This is a genomic window from Pseudomonas sp. WS 5410 (assembly GCF_012985645.1).
In the GTDB taxonomy this organism is placed as follows: Bacteria; Pseudomonadota; Gammaproteobacteria; order Pseudomonadales; family Pseudomonadaceae; genus Aquipseudomonas; species Aquipseudomonas shahriarae.
Genome location: NZ_JAAQWS010000010.1, coordinates 99,240 through 120,613, shown reverse-complemented (window position 1 = coordinate 120,613; position 21,374 = coordinate 99,240). Strand labels below are relative to the sequence as shown.

General features: G+C 62.4%; 16 protein-coding genes. 13 read left to right on the top strand and 3 right to left on the bottom strand.

All coding sequences use genetic code 11. From position 1 onward, the window contains the following. Positions 1-27: 27 nt before the first annotated feature. Positions 28-5,955, bottom strand: a complete 5,928-nt coding sequence (locus tag HBO24_RS16290) for a DUF4329 domain-containing protein (protein ID WP_170059997.1) — start codon at positions 5,953-5,955, stop codon at positions 28-30. Positions 5,956-6,256: 301 nt separating this feature from the next. Between HBO24_RS16290 and urtA the strand changes: the two genes are divergently transcribed. From urtA to HBO24_RS16230, 12 genes are all read left to right on the top strand, one after another. Further along, complete coding sequence (gene urtA / locus HBO24_RS16285; protein WP_057437515.1) at positions 6,257-7,522, top strand: urea ABC transporter substrate-binding protein; 1,266 nt, start codon at positions 6,257-6,259, stop codon at positions 7,520-7,522. Positions 7,523-7,614: 92 nt separating this feature from the next. Further along, entirely contained in the window at positions 7,615-9,117 is a 1,503-nt protein-coding gene (urtB, locus tag HBO24_RS16280) for an urea ABC transporter permease subunit UrtB (RefSeq protein WP_128593127.1), read from the top strand. Next, complete coding sequence (urtC, locus tag HBO24_RS16275; protein ID WP_057437513.1) at positions 9,117-10,196, top strand: urea ABC transporter permease subunit UrtC; 1,080 nt, start codon at positions 9,117-9,119, stop codon at positions 10,194-10,196. Before urtB ends, urtC begins: the two co-directional genes overlap by 1 nt. 23 nt (positions 10,197-10,219) lie before the next feature. Beyond that, positions 10,220-11,053: an urea ABC transporter ATP-binding protein UrtD gene (urtD, locus tag HBO24_RS16270; protein WP_169960030.1), complete on the top strand. Its 834-nt coding sequence runs from the start codon at positions 10,220-10,222 to the stop codon at positions 11,051-11,053. Positions 11,054-11,234: 181 nt separating this feature from the next. After that, the gene (gene urtE / locus HBO24_RS16265; protein WP_170044485.1) at positions 11,235-11,933 is read left to right on the top strand and encodes an urea ABC transporter ATP-binding subunit UrtE; all 699 of its coding nucleotides are present in this window, start codon (positions 11,235-11,237) and stop codon (positions 11,931-11,933) included. A 31-nt stretch (positions 11,934-11,964) separates the two neighbouring features. Next, positions 11,965-12,804: an urease accessory protein UreD gene (locus HBO24_RS16260; protein WP_057444483.1), complete on the top strand. Its 840-nt coding sequence runs from the start codon at positions 11,965-11,967 to the stop codon at positions 12,802-12,804. A gap of 86 nt (positions 12,805-12,890) precedes the next feature. Continuing rightward, positions 12,891-13,193, top strand: a complete 303-nt coding sequence (locus HBO24_RS16255; protein WP_032862374.1) for an urease subunit gamma — start codon at positions 12,891-12,893, stop codon at positions 13,191-13,193. 9 nt (positions 13,194-13,202) lie between these two features. After that, a complete protein-coding gene (locus HBO24_RS16250; RefSeq protein ID WP_115127280.1) occupies positions 13,203-13,733 on the top strand; it encodes a GNAT family N-acetyltransferase in 531 nt (176 codons plus the stop codon). 5 nt (positions 13,734-13,738) lie between these two features. Further along, the gene (locus HBO24_RS16245) at positions 13,739-14,272 is read left to right on the top strand and encodes a GNAT family N-acetyltransferase (protein ID WP_057437504.1); all 534 of its coding nucleotides are present in this window, start codon (positions 13,739-13,741) and stop codon (positions 14,270-14,272) included. Beyond that, a complete protein-coding gene (locus HBO24_RS16240; protein WP_057958190.1) occupies positions 14,269-14,577 on the top strand; it encodes an urease subunit beta in 309 nt (102 codons plus the stop codon). The genes HBO24_RS16245 and HBO24_RS16240 overlap by 4 nt, the downstream gene beginning before the upstream one ends. 141 nt (positions 14,578-14,718) lie before the next feature. Then, on the top strand, positions 14,719-16,419 hold the full coding sequence (gene ureC / locus HBO24_RS16235) for an urease subunit alpha (RefSeq protein ID WP_170059996.1): 1,701 nt from the start codon (positions 14,719-14,721) through the stop codon (positions 16,417-16,419). A 100-nt stretch (positions 16,420-16,519) separates the two neighbouring features. Continuing rightward, positions 16,520-17,644 carry a HAMP domain-containing sensor histidine kinase gene (locus HBO24_RS16230; RefSeq protein ID WP_057958188.1) on the top strand — a complete coding sequence of 375 codons (1,125 nt, stop codon included), beginning with the start codon at positions 16,520-16,522 and terminating at the stop codon, positions 17,642-17,644. Positions 17,645-18,421: 777 nt separating this feature from the next. On the opposite strand, the gene HBO24_RS16225 is transcribed toward HBO24_RS16230, so the two are convergent. Further along, on the bottom strand, positions 18,422-19,366 hold the full coding sequence (locus HBO24_RS16225) for a DnaJ C-terminal domain-containing protein (protein WP_057437496.1): 945 nt from the start codon (positions 19,364-19,366) through the stop codon (positions 18,422-18,424). 272 nt (positions 19,367-19,638) lie between these two features. Between HBO24_RS16225 and HBO24_RS16220 the strand changes: the two genes are divergently transcribed. Then, the gene (locus HBO24_RS16220) at positions 19,639-20,907 is read left to right on the top strand and encodes an Hsp70 family protein (protein WP_170059995.1); all 1,269 of its coding nucleotides are present in this window, start codon (positions 19,639-19,641) and stop codon (positions 20,905-20,907) included. Positions 20,908-20,944: 37 nt separating this feature from the next. Here HBO24_RS16220 and HBO24_RS16215 read toward each other — a convergent pair whose 3' ends face one another. Further along, the gene (locus HBO24_RS16215; protein WP_057437492.1) at positions 20,945-21,286 is read right to left on the bottom strand and encodes a thioredoxin family protein; all 342 of its coding nucleotides are present in this window, start codon (positions 21,284-21,286) and stop codon (positions 20,945-20,947) included. Positions 21,287-21,374 lie beyond the last annotated feature (88 nt).

Here is a 21,374-nt window from a genome sequence, read left to right as displayed (position 1 = left end):
GGCGTATCGGCAGGTTGACCCTCGCCCTTACAACTCATCGCGGTCGCGTATCCTCAACGCTTCATCCATCTGGATTTCTTCGGTTTGCGTGTCGTCGCGGGTATCGACCTGAGCGTCTGACAGGCGTCCCTCGTACCGCCATAAGGCATCCCGCTCCAGTACAAAAAGCTCGCCGCTACTGGTCACGCGTTTCAAGAAGACACTGGGCTGAAGACCGGTGCCCAACACCATGACTTCCTCTTCCATCCTGGAAAAACTCGGGATGTATTTGAGGAGCGCCCCTTCGCGAACCGACAGATAAACGCTGGCTGGCCGTTGCGCATGGGCACGTACCACGCGCAGATAGAATCCGAGGAGGGTCGGGCCGACAAAGTTGTTGATCAGCCTCTGTTCCTTGGGATCACTGCTTTGAGTAGACGGCATGCTTTTATAGACAAGCTGGGCAGCGACCACTTCATAGCGCGATGGGAACACGGGTAACGGCACCGGGCGGCCCACCGGCTGTACCAGAGGCTGTACCGGCCCGTCGGGCCCCGTGTAGAAAAGTGCCAGTTGCTGCGCCGTATCGAGCCCGGCCGCCAATGGTTGCGTGCCGACAAACGAGGTGCGCGTGGGGTTACCCAATACGGCGGCCAGGTACTCCCGCCCCCGATACGGCGCGAGCCTGCGATGGATGGAGCGCGCTGCATCGTCGGCAAGGGAAAACAGCGGGCCACAGGCCTGCCAGGTTGCAAAAAAGCCTTCCCCCGTACCGGGTCGCCAATCGGCGGCGACCCGCACAGTGCCGGACCAGACCCGGCCCTCGATCAATATATCCAGATTGCCTCGGGCAATCAGGCTGCGCACGTAGTCGAGCATGCGGGCGCCCCCCTGCAGTAGCTGCAAACGCAGGGTCTGTAGCGTGCCCAGGGTGTCCAGTTGCTCATCAGTGCCAAGGTACTGATACCTGAGCAGCGCGCCGTCCAGGCACGACAGGTAAAACGTTAGTTTTTTGTCCTTGAGCCCGTGAATGGAGAAGCGTATCCCCGTATCAATATCCGAGGGCAGAAAGAACGCCTGATGCAACGGGTCATCCTCCGCGGTCAGAACCTCCCGGGTAGCACAGAGGTAGAAACCTTCGAGCGTATAGCCCTGGGGAAACAGGCCCTGGGGGAAAACCTGGTTGTAGTCGCGATAGCTCTGGCGCACCAGCGGCAGACTGACCATGTAATGCCCCGATCTGTGCGACTTGAAGATGTAGCCGAACTGTAGGCTTTCGCCGTGCCTGCAGTGCTCATGGGCATAGCGCACGGCATCCTGTTCCTGAGTGAAGACCGGGCTGAACGGCGGATCGGCCAGCGAGTTCCTGATCAATAACGGCTCAGGTCGGTCAAGGTTGGCAATGAACGGGGTGCTGATCCTGCGCGGCAGGCCCCACACCTGGCTCCCCTCCACGACCCGCAATACACCGGCCTGGCCCAACCGGGAAACAAACTCGACCGGGGTCAGCGTGCCATCGCGCATCTGGCGCTCGACAAGGTTATCCAACAGTTCCGCCCGTTCGAGCGTCAACGGCAGCAAGGCCTTTTTCAGGTCATCCTCCAGGACTGTATGGCTTCGGGTGTAACTGAGCACACAGCCGTCACTGCCCAATAGATACTCACGGGTCAGGCGCGTGTCCGGGGACTGCAACGATGAACTGATCACCCGGGTGGAGAGCATGTTGCGATAGACGTTTTTTTGCGTGACCTCCAGAGCAAACGGCAACTCCCGCACCGGGCTGGTGCGGTAGCGCGCGACAATCGTGTGTCCCGCCGGAAAGCCCCCGGAGGCGACCACTTCATCCGGCAGGATCCACTTGGGATCGAAATCTTCCCGAGGCACCCTCAACGGTTCGGTCGCCACGAACAGGCCGTCAGGGCGTTTGAGGATCACCCCCCCCATCCCTCCGCTATCGTGATTGCTCAGCTGCGAGCGCACATGCCGCACCGCATCATCCTGCTCCTGGAAAGCCGGCCCCAGGCGACGACGGACAAAGTTCCTGTAGGGCCGCCATAACACAGCGTTTTCGCTCACCGGGCCCCGTCGGTCCCAGCACTGGCTGCTGTACAACACCCGCAAGTCCCCGGCCTTGGCAATCAGCGAAATATAGCGGCGGGTATCCAGGGAGCCATTGCGCAGGCTCATGCCCTGGATCGTCACACCGTCCCCGCCACTACTCTGCTTGAGCAATGACGAAGCCTGGGGCTGATACCGCAGCAAGGCCCCGTCCAACGTCGAAAAATACACCGGCAGCACGGGAGTGGTGGAAGACCGCGGTAAATTCCGGGCATCCTCTTCAGCACGCAACAACACCTCGGGCGTGACAAAAAAACTCGTCAGCCAGGCCTCTGTCGTGGATAGCCCCACGGGCAGCCATTGCTGTGAATACAGCAGGCCCACCAGGACAAACCCCTTGGCGAAATCGCCACCGGCCAGATACCCGGCGCCTCGGGTGGAATCACTCAACCAACGCCCGTCCGGCTTGACCGGCAACAGTTCACTGACCACGAATTCATCGCGTTGCGGGTGTTTGAGGATGTAGGCCGCCCCTCCCTGGGCATCCAGGTTCCTGCCGTACCAGCGAACGTGGGCGTTGAGTGCCGCCGCGTCCTGGCTGTTGAAAATCGCACCAAACGCCGGGGCTTGCAGAGCCACTTCGGCGTACTCGAAGTTGGGCGTCCAGTCGTTGTAGACCTTGCCACGCGGCCCCCACAACTGGCTGCGAATCAGCACCTGCAGATTGCCCGCCTCCGCCAGGCGGCTGACAATGTCCACGGGCTTGAGCTTGCCGGTTTCCAACCGTTCGAAATACCCATGCTGGCCCGGCTCGCGGGTGGTGTTGTTCAGCACCAGCAATTCATTGGCCGAGCCACTGGGGGTGTAGCCGATCAGGTTGTTCGGCGACCCGCTCAGATAGGCCGGCTGCCGGGATTCGATCACCGAGCGGATCTCCCTGTCCGAGAACATCGTGATATTCACCTCCAGGTCGGCAGGGGTCCAGCCAAGACGCCGCTGGCGCCCCAGGTCACTCAAGGACAAAGCCGCATGGGACGCGTAGCGGGCATAAATTTCATAACCCGCCGGGGGCACCAGCAAGCCACTGCCCTGTGTCGGCAGCAGCAGGTCGGAGGCAAAGCCGTCACCGTGGATGCTCACCGGATCAGTGAACACAAACCGCCCGTCGGTCTTCTTGAGGAGGTAGCCACCCAGAGCGGTCCCACGGCGAAAGCCGATCTTCTCGTGGGCATGGCGTGCGGCGTCATCGGCCGTCAGGAACGAGGCACTGAGCACCATGGCGCCCGAGCCCAACGGCAGTTGCTCAAGGTCATGCAGCGGCCCCAGGACGTTCCATAACCCGCCCTGCTGAAGCACCACCAACTCGCCAGCGCGGATAACCCGGCGCACGAACTCGCGCGGGGTCAGCGAGCCATCGAGCAAGGCGGCCTGGTTGCCGTTGTCGGTTACTGCCTGGCCCGCCACGCTGAACAGTTCGTTGGCGGCCTGCGCACTCGGCACCTGCCAATGCAGCAGCGCATTGTCGGCGGTCTGCAGATACAGCTTGAACCCCAGTCCGGCGATTTGCAGGCCGAAGGTGGCGATGGCCTGAGTCATGGCGTCCACCCACAGCGCCGGGCTGGCAAAGCGCTTGTACAACCAGGCTTCGCTGGCCGGCAACTGCCCGGGCTCGAAGCGCGGTGCGTTACGGTAAACGCCGACCACCCGATAGTTAGAGAGCAATTTCGGCTGACCGTCGGCGCGGGTCGGGAACAGGCTTGCCAGGGTCGAGCCCGCCGCCACCGGTAACGTCGCGACATACGACGAGCGGGTCTGATGCTTGAGAACAAACCCCTGGTACGCAGCAGGCGGCAGCGAGTCGAGATTATTCAGGGCGATCAGCGCCGCCACATGCCCCATGCCGGCGACCGGTGTAAAGAACGGCTGTTCCTGCACACTGCCGGCGGGGGCGACCGGGTTGCCGAGACGCCAGCCTCTGGATATCCGACCGCGAGCACCGCCCCAGACACGATTGGGCAAAACCACCCGCAGGTCTCCAACATCCGCAAAGCCCCAGATGGCCCCTTCAAAGTCAGTGAATGGCTCGATCTCCAGCTCGCCGGTCAGTTGCTTGAGCAGCTTCTGCTCCGCTGCCGAGCCGCTGCTCATGTACTTGAGCAAAGAGCCCTCCGGCCCCGAGAGATAGTGGGCCGGGGCGAACTCACGGTTACCGATGATAAACGCCTGGTCGGCCGACGAGAAAAAGCTGATAAACACCCTGACCTGGTCGGCGGAAAACTGTTCATGCAGCTGTTGTTCCCCAGCGGAGCCTGCCGGATGCGAATGGTAGAAGGCGTGGCAGTCATAGGGCGACGGTGCAATGAAGTAGTCATGCTCGTCGGTGGCCATGATGGTGCGGAAATCAAACTGAATGGACGCACCGGCCACCGGCTCAGTGGCGAAATAACACCCGCCCTGTTTCAGTACCGCGCCGCCATACTCCTTGTCACGCCGCTCGCCGATCCGATTGTGGGCCCAGCGGGCAGCATCGTCGGCCGTGGCAAAAGGCGGGCTCAAGACGGGCTTGGGAATCAACGAACAAGCACGCCAGTGCCCATCGACCGGGCCAACCTTGTCCCAGATCTTCCCTGCCCGGATCACCGCCAAATGCCCGGCCGCTGCCACGCGCAGTACAAAATCCCGCGGCCGCAACGTGCCGGCAAGCAGCGCCGAATCAATCTGGTTATCCACCACCCGCCCGCTGGGCGCGACGCGAAAAAGCTCCGTCTCAGCCGCCGAAAACCCACAGGTGTATCGCAACAACGCGCCATCGTTGAGGTTGCGATAGAACCACAGCTGGCGCCCCGGCCCCAGTAAATCCGTGGCCTGGTGCCCCTGATAAAGCTGGGTCGCCAGCTCAAGCGGAGTAAAGAAGTTACGGTACAGCCAGGGTTCCAGGGCGGCGAGCCGCACTGGCGTCGGGGTTTTTCCCAGATAGACCCCGACCCAATGAAAATGGTCGTGCACCACGCGCTTGCCATCCGGGGTGCGCGGGAAGAGCTGTTGAACCGACAGCGCCGGTGCGCCATCGGCCTGGGGTTCGCTCAGCACATAGTCTTCTTTGTCGACGTGCTTGAGGATAAACACCGGCCGTGTCCGCTGGGGGCTGCGCGCCTGCAGCACCGCCAACGCAGCCGTCAGTCCCGCCTGGACAGGCCCGCAGGCAGGCAGGTCGTAGGTGTGTGAAGCAAAGGGTGAATACGCCTGCCACTGCTTGGGAACGGTGCCCACCGAACCGCCCCACAAGGGACTGGACACCACAAAGGACAGTTGGCTGACACTGAGCACCTTCTTGATAAGGCTTTCCGGTTTGTTGTCGGGGATCCCGTCCTCATGATTGAAGTGCAGCTTTTGATCAAGCCAGACCCCGAAACGGCGCTCCTCTTCCGAGCCGCTGGTGACATGCTTGAGCAACGCGCCGTCGGGAGCAGACAGATAGGACGCAGAGAAAAAACCGCGCTCCAGAATATTGATGGCCAGATCAATGTCCGAAAAAAAGCCGTTCAGCGCCCGGACCTGACGATCGGAAAACTGCGGATTATTGGCTTCGAACTCATCGAACAGATCGGGGTGAGAGTGGTAGTCGGCCACACACCGATAGCCTTCCGGGGCCAGGTACTGCCCATTGCTGTCGACTTTCAGTACCTTCCAGTGATCGAAACTATTGCGCTCCCCGGCGATGGGCTCGGTGGAATGAAAGTAACCATCCGCCAGGCTCTCCAGAATCACTCCGCCGTACTCCACATCCCGCCGCCGACCAATCTGCTGATGAGCATAACGAGCCGCATCATCCATGCTGGCAAAGGCCGGCCCCACTGGCGGCAGCACCGCATCTGACTGCAAACCGCCCCCGAACCAGCCGCGTTTAGGTCGCTCCATGACATCCCCTCCAATTGGATAATCGCTGTGGCCAGACGCTGGCCACACAGCCAGCCAAATAATCACCGCTGCGGCCTGGCAGGGGGCGCTAGATAGTTATCTGCCGTCGCGCCCTGCCCTATTCGGGCGCGCCTCACGCACCAGCATGCAAAACAGGCCCTCACTTGGTGCAGCGTGCCTTGCCCACCCAGTCGATAGCCCCTGCAACCGCGCGGTGCAGGCACTAGGCACAGCCTTTGCAAACGCTCCAGCAATGCCCCTATCTGCCCTCATGAAAATAATCAGTTCTGGAGATCGCACCATGAAGCGTCGCAGCTTGATCAAGGCTTTCACTCTGTCGGCATCCATTGCCGCCATGGGCCTGACCTGGACCGTCCAGGCCGCCGAGACCATCAAGGTCGGCATCCTGCATTCGCTGTCCGGGACCATGGCCATTTCCGAAACGTCCCTCAAGGACATGGCGCTGATGACCATCGACGAGATCAACGCCAAGGGCGGAGTGAACGGCAAGATGCTCGAAGCGGTGGTGGTCGACCCGGCCTCCAACTGGCCGCTGTTCGCCGAGAAGGGCCGACAGTTGCTGACCCAGGACAAGGTCGCGGTGGTGTTCGGCTGCTGGACCTCGGTGTCGCGTAAATCGGTGCTGCCGGTGTTCGAAGAACTCAACGGTCTGCTGTTCTACCCGGTGCAATACGAAGGCGAAGAGATGTCGCCCAACGTCTTCTACACCGGCGCCGCGCCGAACCAGCAGGCGATCCCGGCGGTGGAATACCTGATGAGCGAAGAAGGCGGCAGCGCCAAGCGTTTCTTCCTGCTGGGCACCGACTACGTGTACCCGCGCACCACCAACAAGATCCTGCGTGCGTTCCTGCACTCCAAAGGCGTGGCCGACAAGGACATCGAAGAGGTCTACACCCCGTTCGGCCATAGCGATTACCAGACCATCGTGGCCAACATCAAAAAGTTCTCGGCGGGCGGCAAGACCGCCGTGGTCTCCACGGTCAATGGCGACTCCAACGTGCCGTTCTACAAGGAACTGGCCAACCAGGGCCTGAAGGCGACCGAGGTACCGGTGGTGGCGTTCTCGGTGGGCGAAGAAGAACTGCGCGGCATCGACACCAAGCCGCTGGTGGGCAACCTGGCGGCGTGGAACTACTTCCAGTCGGTAGAGAACCCGGTCAACGCCAAGTTCGTCGCCGACTGGAAAGCCTACGCCAAGAAACACAACCTGCCGGGCGCCGATAAAGCGGTGACCAACGACCCGATGGAAGCCACCTACGTCGGCATCCATATGTGGGCGCAGGCCGCTGAGAAAGCCAAGTCCACCGACGTCGACAAGGTGCGCGAAGCCCTGGCCGGCCAGACTTTTGCGGCACCGTCGGGCTACACCCTGACCATGGACAAGACCAACCACCACCTGCACAAGCCGGTGATGATTGGCGAGATCCAGTCCGACGGCCAGTTCTCGGTGGTGTGGCAGACCGAAGGGCCGATCCGTGCCCAGCCGTGGAGCCCGTACATCCCTGGCAATGACAAGAAGCCGGATCACGCGGTGAAGAGCAACTAAACCGCACCACAGATCAAATGTGGGAGCAGGTCGAGTCGTCGCACCGCCGCTCCCACATAAACCTAGTCCGCGCATGACCAGGACATTTGTTTATGCCCACTGCCCTCCACCGCTTCCTCCTGGCCTGCCTGCTGCTGCTGCCCCTGGCCGCACACGCCGGTGATGCCGAAGACTTCCTCGCCGCCAACCCGAGCCAACAAGCCAAGCTGTTGCAGGACTGGGCCGCCCAGCCTGACCCGGCGCGCATCGAGTTGGTCAACGCCCTGCAACAAGGCCAACTCACGGTCAACGGCGAACCCAAGACCGTGCGCCTGAACAACCGCCTGCGCGGCCTGATCGATAATGTGCAGGCCAGCCAACAACTGCTCGCCGCCGATCCCACGGTGCGCCTGGCCGCTGCGCGGACCCTGCAAAAAAGCGCGCAGCCTGCGCAACTGAAATTCCTCGACCAGCAACTCGCCAGCGAAGCCGACGACGACGTCCACAGTGCCCTGAGCCTGGCCCTCGCCAACCTGCAACTGGTCGACCCCGATCCGGCCGTGCGCCTGGCTGCCGTGCGCCTGCTTGGCAGCACCGGCGACCCGCTGGCCCGCACGCGCCTGGAAGCCTTGCTGGCGCCCGGCGTGGAAACCGATGCCGGGGTGCACACCGCCGCCGAAACCAGCCTGGCCCAGGTCAAGCGCAAGTTGCTGGTGGGCGAGATCCTCGGGCAAGCCTTCAGCGGCATGTCCCTGGGTTCGATCCTGCTGCTGGCGGCCCTGGGCCTGGCGATCACCTTCGGCTTGCTCGGGGTGATCAACATGGCCCACGGCGAGATGTTGATGCTCGGTGCCTACTCCACCTACGTGGTGCAGTTGCTGATGCAGCGCTACATGCCCCAGGCAATCGAGTTCTACCCGCTGATCGCGCTGCCGGTGGCGTTTTTTGTCACCGCCGGCATCGGCATGGCCCTGGAACGCACGGTGATCCGTCACCTCTACGGCCGCCCCCTGGAAACCTTGCTCGCCACCTGGGGCATCAGCCTGATGCTGATCCAACTGGTGCGCCTGCTGTTCGGTGCACAGAACGTCGAAGTGGCCAACCCGGCCTGGCTGTCGGGCGGGATCCAGGTGCTGCCCAACCTGGTGCTGCCGTACAACCGCATCGTGATCATCGGCTTTGCGTTGTGCGTGGTGGTGCTGACCTGGCTGCTGCTGAACAAGACCCGCCTGGGCCTCAACGTGCGTGCCGTGACCCAGAACCGCAACATGGCCGCCTGCTGCGGCGTGCCCACCGGGCGTGTGGACATGCTCGCCTTTGGCCTCGGCTCGGGTATCGCCGGCTTAGGTGGCGTGGCCCTGAGCCAGATCGGCAACGTCGGCCCAGACCTGGGCCAGAGCTACATCATCGACTCGTTCCTGGTGGTGGTGCTCGGCGGGGTCGGCCAGTTGGCCGGCAGCGTCATGGCCGCCTTTGGCCTGGGGATCGCCAACAAGATTCTCGAACCGCAGATCGGTGCCGTACTCGGCAAGATCCTGATCCTCGCGCTGATCATTCTGTTTATCCAGAAACGCCCGCAAGGACTCTTCGCACTGAAAGGACGGGTGATCGACTGATGAACCAGCCATTGATGCTTACAGCCGCGCAAAAGGCCGGCCCCAAGGTAACGATCGCGGTGGGTGTGGTGATCCTCGCCGTGCTGCTGGCGTTGCCGCTGCTGTCGCTGCTGCCTGCCGATAACGCATTGCATGTCTCGGCCTACACCCTGACGCTGGTGGGCAAGATCCTCTGCTACGCCATCGTCGCCCTGGCCCTGGACCTGGTGTGGGGCTACGCCGGTATGTTGTCCCTGGGGCACGGCCTGTTTTTTGCCCTAGGCGGTTATGCCATGGGCATGTACCTGATGCGCCAAGCCGCCGGCAGCGAGTTGCCGGCGTTCATGACCTTCCTGTCGTGGACCGAACTGCCGTGGTATTGGCTCGGCACCCAGCACTTCCTCTGGGCCCTGTGCCTGGTGGTGTTGGCCCCGGGTTTGCTGGCGCTGGTGTTCGGCTTTTTCGCCTTTCGCTCGCGGATCAAGGGCGTGTATTTCTCGATCATGACCCAGGCCCTGACCTTTGCCGGGATGCTGTTGTTTTTCCGCAACGAGACCGGCTTTGGCGGCAATAACGGCTTTACCAACTTCCGCAGCATCCTGGGCTTCGGTATCACCGAGCCCGGTACCCGTGCGGTGCTGTTCCTGGCCACGGTGCTGCTGTTGGTGGGCAGCCTGTTTATCGGCTGGCGCCTGGCCCGGAGCAAGTTCGGGCGGGTGCTGACGGCCCTGCGCGACGCGGAAAACCGTCTGATGTTCTGCGGCTATGACCCGCGTGGCTTCAAGCTGTTTGTGTGGGTGTTGAGCGCGGTGCTGTGCGGCCTCGCCGGGGCGCTGTACGTGCCGCAAGTGGGCATCATCAACCCCAGTGAAATGTCGCCGACCAACTCCATCGAAGCCGCCGTATGGGTGGCCCTGGGCGGGCGCGGCACACTGATCGGCCCACTGCTGGGTGCCGGCGTGGTCAACGGCATGAAGAGCTGGTTCACCGTGGCCTTCCCGGAGTACTGGCTGTTCTTCCTGGGGGCACTGTTCATTATCGTCACCCTGTACCTGCCCAAGGGCATCATCGGCCTGCTGAAGAAAAGGGGCGAACAATGAGAGTCACGGCAACCGACCAGTTCATGCTCGAACCGATCATCGAACCGAACCGCGACCAGGGCACCAGCCGCGACGCCATCGGTCTCGGCCAGGCCGCCGGCAAGGGCCTCAATACCCGCCATGGCACGATCCTGACCCTGGAAGATATCAGCGTCAGCTTCGATGGTTTCAAGGCCCTCAACGACTTGAACCTGTACATCGGCGTCGGCGAATTGCGCTGCATCATCGGCCCCAACGGCGCGGGCAAGACCACGCTGATGGACGTGATCACCGGCAAGACCCGCCCCAGCCACGGCAAGGCGTGGTTCGGTGAAACCCTGGACCTGACGCGCATGAGCGAAGTGCAGATCGCCCAGGCCGGTATCGGCCGCAAGTTCCAGAAGCCCACGGTGTTCGAGGCCCTGAGCGTGTTCGAGAACCTGGAGCTGGCACAGAAGACCGACAAATCGGTGTGGGCCAGCCTGCGCGCGCGTCTGAGCGGTGAACAGAAAGACCGCATTGAGGAGGTGCTCGACACTATTCGCCTGACCACGTCGGTACAGCGCCCGGCCGGCTTGCTGTCCCACGGCCAGAAGCAGTTCCTGGAAATCGGCATGCTGCTGATGCAAGACCCGCAACTGTTGCTGCTCGACGAGCCGGTGGCCGGCATGACCGACGCCGAGACCGAGTTCACCGCCGAACTGTTCAAGCGCCTGGCGGGCAAGCATTCGCTGATGGTGGTGGAGCACGACATGGGCTTTGTCGGCTCGATTGCCGACCATGTGACGGTGCTGCACCAGGGCAGCGTGCTGGCCGAAGGGTCGCTGGAGCAGGTGCAGGAAAACGAGCGGGTGATCGAGGTATACCTCGGTCGTTGAGCCAGACACAGACCGCTTACTGTGGGAACCAAATCAAATGTGGGAGCTGCCTTGTCGGATCGCCGCATCGCTGCGATCCAGACAACTCGGTATGTCTGATGGACCGAGGTGATGCCATCGCAGGCAAGCCAGCTCCCACAGTTGATCCGGTTCCTACTAGGGATTTGAGGAGAGTTTGAACATGTTGCAAGTCGACAAGCTGCACCAGTACTACGGCGGCAGCCACATCCTGCGCGGCCTTTCGTTCGACGTGAAAGTCGGTGAAGTCACCTGCCTGCTCGGCCGTAACGGCGTGGGCAAGACCACCCTGCTCAAATGCCTGATGGGCCTGCTGCCCGCCAAGGAAGGCGCGGTGAACTGGGAAGGCAAGGCCATCACCGGCTTCAAGCCGCACCAGCGGGTACACGCCGGCATCGCCTACGTGCCCCAGGGCCGCGAAATTTTCGGCCGGCTGACGGTGGAAGAAAACCTGCTGATGGGCCTGTCGCGTTTTCCCGGCAGCGAAGCCAAGCAAGTCCCGGCGTTTATCTACGAGCTGTTCCCCGTGCTGCTGCAAATGAAGCACCGGCGCGGTGGCGACCTGTCCGGTGGGCAACAGCAACAACTGGCCATCGGGCGCGCCCTGGCCAGCCGTCCGCGCCTGTTGATCCTCGATGAGCCCACCGAAGGTATCCAGCCGTCGGTGATCAAGGAGATCGGCGCGGTGATCAAGAAGCTCGCCGAGCGCGGCGACATGGCGATTTTGCTGGTGGAACAGTTCTACGATTTTGCCGCCGAACTGGCCGATCAATACCTGGTGATGTCCCGGGGTGAGATCGTCCAGCAGGGCCGTGGTGAAAATATGGAGGCCGACGGTGTACGCGGCCTGGTTACCATCTAATCTGTAGCGTCCCGTTGATAAAGCCCTGACCATGACCGTTCCTGCCCCCACCGCCCTGTTCACCCCCAGCTGGCACGCCGCGCTGGAGTTGGGCTATGCACGCTTCGGCGCCAGCACACGCCCGGTGATGCGCCGCCACCTGGGCCCGCTGCGGGTGCAAAAGCACCTGTACGCCGAAGGCCCCGAGGTGTGCCAGCACATCATCGTGCACCCGCCGGGCGGGATTGCCGGAGGGGATCGCCTGGAGATCACCGCCCACCTGGCTGAGGGCGCGTGGGCGCAATTGACCAGCCCCGGCGCCGCCAAGTGGTACCGCGCCAGCGGGCCGGCCTATCAGCAGGTGGCTTTGACGGTCGAGGCCGGCGCCACCCTGGAGTGGCTGCCCCAGGAAACCATCGTGTTCAGTGCGGCCCAGGCCGAACTCAGCACCCGTATCGACCTGCACGGCGACGCCCGGCTGTTGTACTGGGATGTGGTGGCGCTGGGGCGCCCGGCCAGTGGCGAGCGTTTCGAGCGCGGGCACTTCCAGTCGCACCTGGACATCCGCCGCGACGGCCAGTTGCTCTGGCATGAGCGCCAGCGCATCGTCGGCGACGACGGCCTACTCGACTCGCCGATCGGCCTGGATGGCCAGCCGGTGTTTGCCACCTTGCTGGTGACCGGTGAAATCGACAGTGAACTGCTGGAACAGTGTCGCGCCCTGCCCCATGCAGTACGCGGCGACCTGACCCAGTTGCCGGGCTTGCTGGTGGCGCGCTGCCTGGCCAGCGAGACCCTGCTGGCGCGGGCGTGGTTGATTGATTTATGGCGACTGTTGCGCCCGGCACTGCTGGGGCGTGAGGCTGTACCCCCAAGAATTTGGAACACATGAAGGTGGAACCGGGCTTGTGTGGGAGCGGGTTCCCACAATGAATCTTCGGTGTTTTTTAGAATGCTTTTTATGACGGACTGCTGACCATGGACCTGACCCCAAGGGAAAAAGACAAACTGCTGATCTTCACCGCAGGCCTGGTGGCCGAGCGTCGCCTGGCGCGCGGGGTGAAGCTCAATTACCCGGAAACTATCGCCTATATCTCCGCCGCCCTGCTTGAAGGCGCGCGCGACGGGCGCACCGTGGCCGACCTGATGCACTTTGGCACCACCCTGCTCAGTCGCGAGCAAGTGATGGAAGGCATCCCGGAGATGATCCCGGATATCCAGGTTGAAGCCACTTTCCCGGACGGCACCAAACTGGTGACCGTCCACCAACCCATCGCCTGAGGCCCGGCCATGTCCTTGCTGATTCGTGACGCGGTACACGGCGACCTGCCGGCCATCTGCGATATCTACAACGATGCCGTGCTCAACAGCACCGCCATCTGGAACGACCAACCCGTGGACCTGGGCAATCGCCAGGCCTGGTTCAGTGCGCGCCAGGCGCAGTGCTATCCGATTCTGGTGGCGGTGGAAGCCGAGGAGGTGGTCGGCTATGCCTCGTTCGGCGATTGGCGGCCCTTCGACGGTTTTCGCCACACCGTCGAACATTCGGTGTACGTGCGCAACGACCAACGCGGCAAAGGCCTTGGCCCCTTGCTGATGCAGGCACTGATCGAACGCGCCAGGGCCTGCGACAAACACGTGATGGTCGCCGCCATCGAAAGCGGCAACCAGGCCTCGATCCGCCTGCATGAGCGCCTGGGCTTCAGTGTCACCGGGCAGATGGCCCAGGTAGGCACCAAGTTTGGCCGCTGGCTGGACCTGACCTTTATGCAACTGCTGCTCAACCCCGGCGCCCAGCCGCCGGCGGTTCACAAGGAGTAATAGCGATGAACGCTGCCCAACTGCGTCGAGTGAATGCCGAAAGTTTTGCCCATTACCGCCAGGGCTTGATTGAGTTGTTGCTGGACGCCGTGCAGCACGGCGCATCGGTAGGCTTCATGGCCGACCTCGACGCGGCCCAGGCGCGCAGCTACTTCGATGGCGTACAAGCCGGCGTCGAGGACGCCAGCGTGTTGCTGTGGGTGGTGGTGCGTAATGAGCAAGTCCTGGCCAGCGTGCAACTGGCGCTGTGCCAGAAAGCCAATGGCCTCAACCGTGCCGAGGTGCAGAAACTATTGGTGCGCAATGACGCCCGGCGCCACGGCCTCGGCCAGCAATTGATGAGCGCCCTGGAGCTGTGCGCGCGCCAGCACAAGCGCGGCCTGCTGTACCTGGACACCGAAGCTGGCTCCCCCGCCGAAGCCTTCTACCAGGCCCTGCGCTACACCAAAATCGGCGAGCTGCCGGACTACTGCCAAAGCCCGGACGGGCGCTACAGCCCGACCGCCATCTACTACAAGACCCTGGGGCAACCTGCATGATTCCTGGCCAATTCCAGATCCAGCCTGGCGACATCGAATTGAATGTGGGCCGGCGCACATTGAGCCTGAGCGTGGCCAACAGTGGCGACCGGCCGATCCAGGTCGGCTCCCATTACCATTTTTTCGAGACCAACGACGCGCTGACCTTTGACCGCGCCCTCAGCCGCGGCATGCGCCTGAACATCCCGGCGGGCACGGCGGTGCGCTTTGAACCGGGGCAGAGTCGCGAGGTGGAGTTGGTGGAGCTGGCAGGGTTGCGCCGGGTGTTTGGCTTTGCCGGACGGATCATGGGCGACCTCGACTGACTGATCGTTCCCACGCTCCGCGTGGGAACGCCGCCTGGGACGCTCCGCGTCCCGCTCTTAACGTCGTGACGCAGAGCGTCAGCGGATGCATCCCCACGCAGAGCGTGGGAACGATCAACACAAATTTTTCAGGACACCCCAATGAAAATCAGCCGCCAAGCCTACGCCGACATGTTCGGCCCCACCGTCGGCGACAAGGTCCGCCTGGCCGATACCGAGCTGTGGATCGAAGTCGAACAGGACTTCACCACCTACGGCGAAGAAGTGAAGTTCGGCGGCGGCAAGGTCATCCGGGACGGCCAGGGCCAGAGCCAACTGCTGGCCGCCGAGGTGGTCGACACGGTCATCACCAACGCGCTGATCATCGACCACTGGGGCATCGTCAAGGCCGACGTCGGCCTGAAAAATGGCCGCATCGCCGGGATCGGCAAGGCCGGAAACCCGGATATCCAGCCCGGCGTGACCCTGGCCATCGGCGCCAGCACGGAGGTGATTGCCGGCGAAGGCATGATCCTCACCGCCGGCGGCATCGACACCCATGTGCACTTCATTTGCCCGCAGCAGATCGAAGAGGCGCTGACCAGTGGCGTCACCACCATGATCGGCGGCGGCACGGGCCCGGCCACCGGCACCAACGCCACCACCTGCACCTCCGGCCCATGGCACCTGGCGCGCATGCTGCAATCAGCCGAGGCGTTTCCGATGAACTTGGGCTTTACCGGCAAGGGCAACGCCAGCCTGCCCGAGCCTTTGATCGAGCAGGTCAAGGCCGGGGCGATTGGCTTGAAGCTGCATGAAGACTGGGGCACCACCCCGGCCAGCATCGACAACTGCCTGAGCGTGGCCGACGAGTACGACGTGCAGGTGGCAATCCACAGCGACACGCTCAACGAGTCGGGTTTTGTCGAAACCACCCTCGCCGCCCTCAAGGGCCGCACCATCCACACCTATCACACCGAGGGTGCCGGCGGCGGGCATGCGCCGGATATCATCAAGGCCTGCGGCTTCCCCAACGTGCTGCCCAGCTCCACCAACCCGACCCGGCCGTTCACCCGCAATACCATCGACGAACACCTGGACATGCTGATGGTCTGCCATCACCTCGACCCAAGCATTGCCGAGGACGTGGCCTTCGCCGAAAGCCGCATCCGCCGCGAGACCATCGCCGCCGAAGACATCCTGCATGACCTCGGCGCCTTTTCGATGATCAGCTCCGACAGCCAAGCCATGGGCCGCGTAGGCGAAGTGATCATGCGCACCTGGCAAACCGCCGACAAGATGAAGAAACAGCGCGGGCCGCTGCCCGGCGACGGCGAGGGCAATGACAACTTCCGCGCCAAGCGCTATATCGCCAAGTACACCATCAACCCGGCGATCACCCACGGTATCAGCCATGAAGTGGGCTCCATCGAAGTCGGCAAATGGGCCGACCTGGTGTTGTGGCGCCCGGCGTTCTTCGGCATCAAGCCCACGTTGATCCTCAAGGGCGGGGCAATTGCGTCCAGCCTGATGGGCGATATCAACGGCTCGATCCCCACCCCGCAGCCGGTGCACTACCGCCCGATGTTCGCCAGCTTCGGCAGCTCGCTGCACGCCACCAGCCTGACGTTTATCAGCCAGGCGGCGCTGGCCGAGGGCCTGCCGCAGGCGTTGGGCCTGAAGAAGCAGATCGCCGTGGTCAAGGGGTGCCGCCAGGTGCAGAAGACCGACCTGATCCACAACGACTACCTGCCAGACATCGACGTAGACCCGCAGACCTACCAGGTCAAGGCCGATGGCGAACTGTTGTGGTGCGAGCCGGCGGACGTGCTGCCGATGGCCCAGCGTTACTTCCTGTTCTGACCGTTCATCGGCAGATACCCGCCGTGCCAGTGAAGCGAAGAGGTGTAAGGCGCTACGATGCGCCACGCTTCTTCACTGTCTTGCACTTGGGAACCTGGCTATGCGCCTATCCGAATTCATCGTGTTACATGCCGACCGGATCGTCGATGAATGGGAACAGTTTGCCGAAACCTTGACCCCGGCCGCCGAAACCCTGAACCGCACGCAACTGCGCGACCACGCGCACTCCATCCTGCTGGCCGCTGCGCGGGACATGAACACCCGCCAGAGCGCCAGCGAACAGGCGGCCAAGGCCAAGGGCGAAGGCCTGGAAAAAACCCCGAGCCTGGACGAAGCCGCCGCCAGCCATGGCGAGCTGCGCCATACCGTTGGCTTTGACCTGGTACAGATGACCTCCGAGTTCCGCCACCTGCGCGCTTGCGTGATCCGCCTGTGGGTCAATCACCTGGAATCGCCAGAGCTGACCTATTTCCAAGACATGATCCGCTTCAACGAAGCCATCGACGAAGCCCTGGCCGAATCCACGGCGGCCTACGCCGAGCAGGTCAATCGCTCGCGGGATATCTTCCTCGCCATCCTCGGCCACGACCTGCGCGCCCCCTTGCAGGCGGTGAAGATGTCCACCGAGATGTTGTTGCGCAAAGCCCCGCTGGACAGCAAAGGCCTGAGCCTGGTGGGCAATATCCAGAATGGCGCCCGGCATATGGGAGCGATGGTCAGCGATCTCTTGGAGTTTGTGCGCAGCCGGCTGGGCAGCAGCCTGCCGATCGAGCCCAAACCGATGAACCTGGCCGATGCAGCCAGGGAGGCCATCGCCGAAGCGTGCGCAGGCCGCCCGGATTGCCAGGTTCACTTGCATACCGACGGGGACACCCAAGGGCAGTGGGATCGCGGGCGCATTGATCAACTGCTGCAGAATCTGATCGGCAATGCGTTACAACACGGGCTCAACGGCCAGGTGCCGACCCTGAGCCTCGACGGCACCGCCGACAGCGTGGAACTGCGCATGCACAACTTTGGCCCGCCGATTCCCCAGGCGGCGCTAGGTACCGTATTCGACCCGCTGGTGCGCAGCGCCACTGAAGAACTGGGCAGCAACTCGACCAGCCTTGGGCTGGGGTTGTTTATCGTCAAGGAAGTGGTGCAGGCCCACCGAGGCACGATTGAAGTGGCGTCCAGCGAGGCGGCGGGCACCACGTTTACCGTGGTACTGCCACGCCGATAGGCCACGCAAATCCTTTGTGTGTCGAGCGATAGCGAGGCTGCACATCAACGCTGGCAATGCCGCCGCCATCGCAGCCTCGCCGGAGCTCGACAGCTCCCACATTGGGCTTGTGTTCCTGACACAGATTGAGAGGCGCCGCCAATCCCTGTGGGAGCTGTCGAGCTTTAGCGAGGCTGCGATAGCGGTGGCTCAGCCAACATCAACGCTGGCAATGCCGCCGCCATCGCAGCCTCGCTGGGGCTCGACAGCTCCCACAGTAAACTTGTGTTCCTGACACAGATTGAGAGGCGCCGCCAATCCCTGTGGGAGCTGTCGAGCTTTAGCGAGGCTGCGATAGCGGTGGCTCAGCCAACATCAATACTGGCAATGCCGCCGCCATCGCAGCCTCGCTGGGGCTCGACAGCTCCCACAGTAAACTTGCGTTCCTGACACAGATTGAGCGGCGCCGCCAATCCCTGTGGGAGCTGTCGAGCTTTAGCGAGGCTGCGATAGCGGTGGGTCAGCCAACATCCACGCTGGCAATGCCGCCGCCATCGCAGCCTCGCCGGGGCTCGACAGCTCCCACAATAAACTTGCGTTCCTGACACAGACTGAGAGGCGCCGCCAATCCCTGTGGGAGCTGTCGAGCTTTAGCGAGGCTGCGATAGCGGTGGGTCAGCCAACATCCACGCTGGCAATGCCGCCGCCATCGCAGCCTCGCCAGTGCTCGACAGCTCCCACAGTAAACTTGCGTTCCTGACACAGATTGAGAGGCGCCGCCGATCCCTGTGGGAGCTGTCAGCGGCTCCAGGTTTCCCGTGGATCAAAGTTGGCCTTTTTCGCCAATTCCTGCCACAGCGCCTTGACCTCTTCGTCGCTGCTTTTTGGCATCACTGCCTTGAGCTGCACAAACAGATACCCGCGCTGCCCGGCCTTGTTCAGCAAGCCATGGCCCTTGGCCCGCATGCGCTGGCCATTCTGGCTGCCGGCCGGGACTTTGAGGTTGATCTTGCCGGTCAGGGTCGGCACCGCGACTTCTGCACCCAGGGCCAATTCCCACGGTGCCAGCGGCAAATTAATCACCAGGTTTTCGCCTTCCACCTCAAACTTCGGATGCGGCGCAAAGCGGATGATCAGGTACAGGTCGCCATTCGCGCCGCCACCAATCCCCGGTGCGCCCTGGCCCTTGAGGCGGATGCGCTCGCCATCGGCCACGCCGGCCGGGATCTTCACGTTCAGGCTCTTGGTGGTGTTGCTGACGTGCTGGCCCGCCGCATTGTATTGCGGCACCTGGAAGCTGATCGCCTTGGACTCGGTAGACAGCGTCTCTTCCAGGAACACCGGCAGCTCCATCTCCACATCCTGGCCGCGACGGCCGGGGCTGCGCCCTTGAGCGCCGCCGAAGCCGTTGCCACGCGAACCAAAGATCGAGCTGAAGAAGTCCGAAAACTCGCCCGTGTCCTGGCCACCGCCAAACCCGCCACGGCTCTGCCAGCCTGGCGGCCCCTGGAAAGGTTGACCGTGCTGGCCATAGCGGCGCAATTCGTCATATTCGGCGCGCTTGTCGGCACTTTTCAGCGCTTCATAGGCTTCCGAGGCGTCCTTGAACTTCTCTTCCGCGTCCTTTTCCTTGCTGACGTCGGGATGATACTTACGGGCCAGCTTGCGATAAGCGGCCTTGATTTGCTTGTCATCGGCCGTCGGCTCGACACCAAGAATCTTGTAATAGTCTTTGAAATCCATGGGGGCATCACCATCCGTTATCGAGATCGCACAGTCGAGCCCTGCCTGCCGGGGCATTGCGGGGCGATTCGAGGTGCGTCAGAAAAATATCGGCGGCTTGCAGGACAAACTTGATCCTTTCGACAGCCACCAACCGTATGCACAGGAGTTGGGGGCAAGGAGCCGACCTTTCAAGGTAACAAGTCTGCTGTATTTAGCGGATAGTCGGCCTACGCATCTGCACGCGAGTGACATACACTGCGCGGCCGTTTTTTAACCGGAACCTGTTAGACATGAACAACACCTCCCCAGCCCGTGCCTGCGGCATCGACTTCGGCACGTCCAACTCCACTGTCGGCTGGATCCGTCCCGGCATGGAAACGCTTATTGCGCTGGAGGACGACAAGATCACCCTGCCGTCGGTGGTGTTCTTCAACTTCGAAGAACGCCGCCCGGTGTACGGCCGCCTGGCGCTGCACGAGTACCTGGAAGGCTACGAAGGCCGCCTGATGCGCTCGCTCAAAAGCCTGCTGGGCTCCAAGCTGATCAAGCACGACACCAGCGTGCTGGGCACGGCCATGCCGTTCAAGGACCTGTTGGGCCTGTTTATCGGCCAACTCAAGAACCGCGCCGAAGCCACCGCCGACCGTGAATTTGAAGAAGTGGTGCTGGGCCGCCCGGTATTTTTCGTCGACGACGACCCGATGGCCGACAAAGAGGCCGAAGACACCCTGGTGGACGTGGCCCGCAAGCTCGGTTTCAAGGAGGTCTCGTTCCAGTACGAGCCGATTGCCGCGGCCTTCGACTACGAGTCCACCATTGAAAAAGAAGAGTTAGTACTGATTGTCGACATCGGCGGCGGTACCTCTGACTTCTCCCTGGTGCGCCTGTCGCCCGAGCGACGCAAGCATGACAACCGCCACGACGACATCCTCGCCACCGGCGGCGTGCATATCGGCGGTACCGACTTCGACAAACAGCTCTCGCTGGCGGGCATGATGCCGCTGTTCGGCTACGGCAGCCGCATGAAAAGCGGCGCCTACATGCCCACCAGCCACCATATGAACCTGGCCACCTGGCACACCATCAACTCGGTGTACTCGCAAAAATCCCAGCTGGCCCTGGGCAGCATGCGCTACGACATCGAAGACACCGGCGGCATCGACCGCCTGTTCAAGCTGATCGAACAGCGTGCCGGCCACTGGCTGGCCATGGAAGTCGAAGAGACCAAGATCCACCTCACCCACGAGGACAGCCGCCATGTGCCGCTGGACCGGGTAGAACCGGGCCTGAGCGTGGAACTGAGCCGCGCCCTGTTCGAGTCCTCCATCGACAACCTGCTGGAACGGGTGCGCAACAGCGTGACCCAACTGCTCGACGACGCCTCGGTGGATGTGGCCCAGGTCGACACGGTGTTCTTCACCGGCGGCTCCAGCGGCATCCCGGCCCTGCGCCAGAGCATCTCGGCGATGTTGCCCAATGCCCGGCACGTGGAAGGCAACATCTTCGGCAGTATCGGCAGCGGGCTGGCGATTGAGGCCAGTAAGCGTTACGGCTACTGAGTGAAGAAATCGCCTCGTGATGGCACGGGGCGATTCATCACAACTTGCCTGTGGCCAACTGATCGACCCATGCCTTGAAGGTATCGGCATAGTCATAAAAACCGACGACCGTACGGACTAATTTTCCGTCCCGGAAAAACAGCGTGGTTGGCGCGGACTGCACGTCATAAGCAGGCGTCTTCTCGATCGGACCATTGACTTCCAGCGTCTTGTCGAGGAACTCAATAGCCGTGCCCTGATCCCGGGCTGCAGCCTCCAATGTCACGACCATTCTGTTTGAAGAGGGCTTGCTGGCATTACTGAACAGCACAATCACTGGGGTCGTGGCCTTGAGCACACGACTTTCAAAGCTGCTGGCATCTACCGTAGGCAAAGACATGATTTAGCTCCTGTCGAAACGAAAAATGATATTCCGCACTCAGGAGCAGACCAGCAAACCCGTGGTGGGTCTACTGTCAGAAATAACA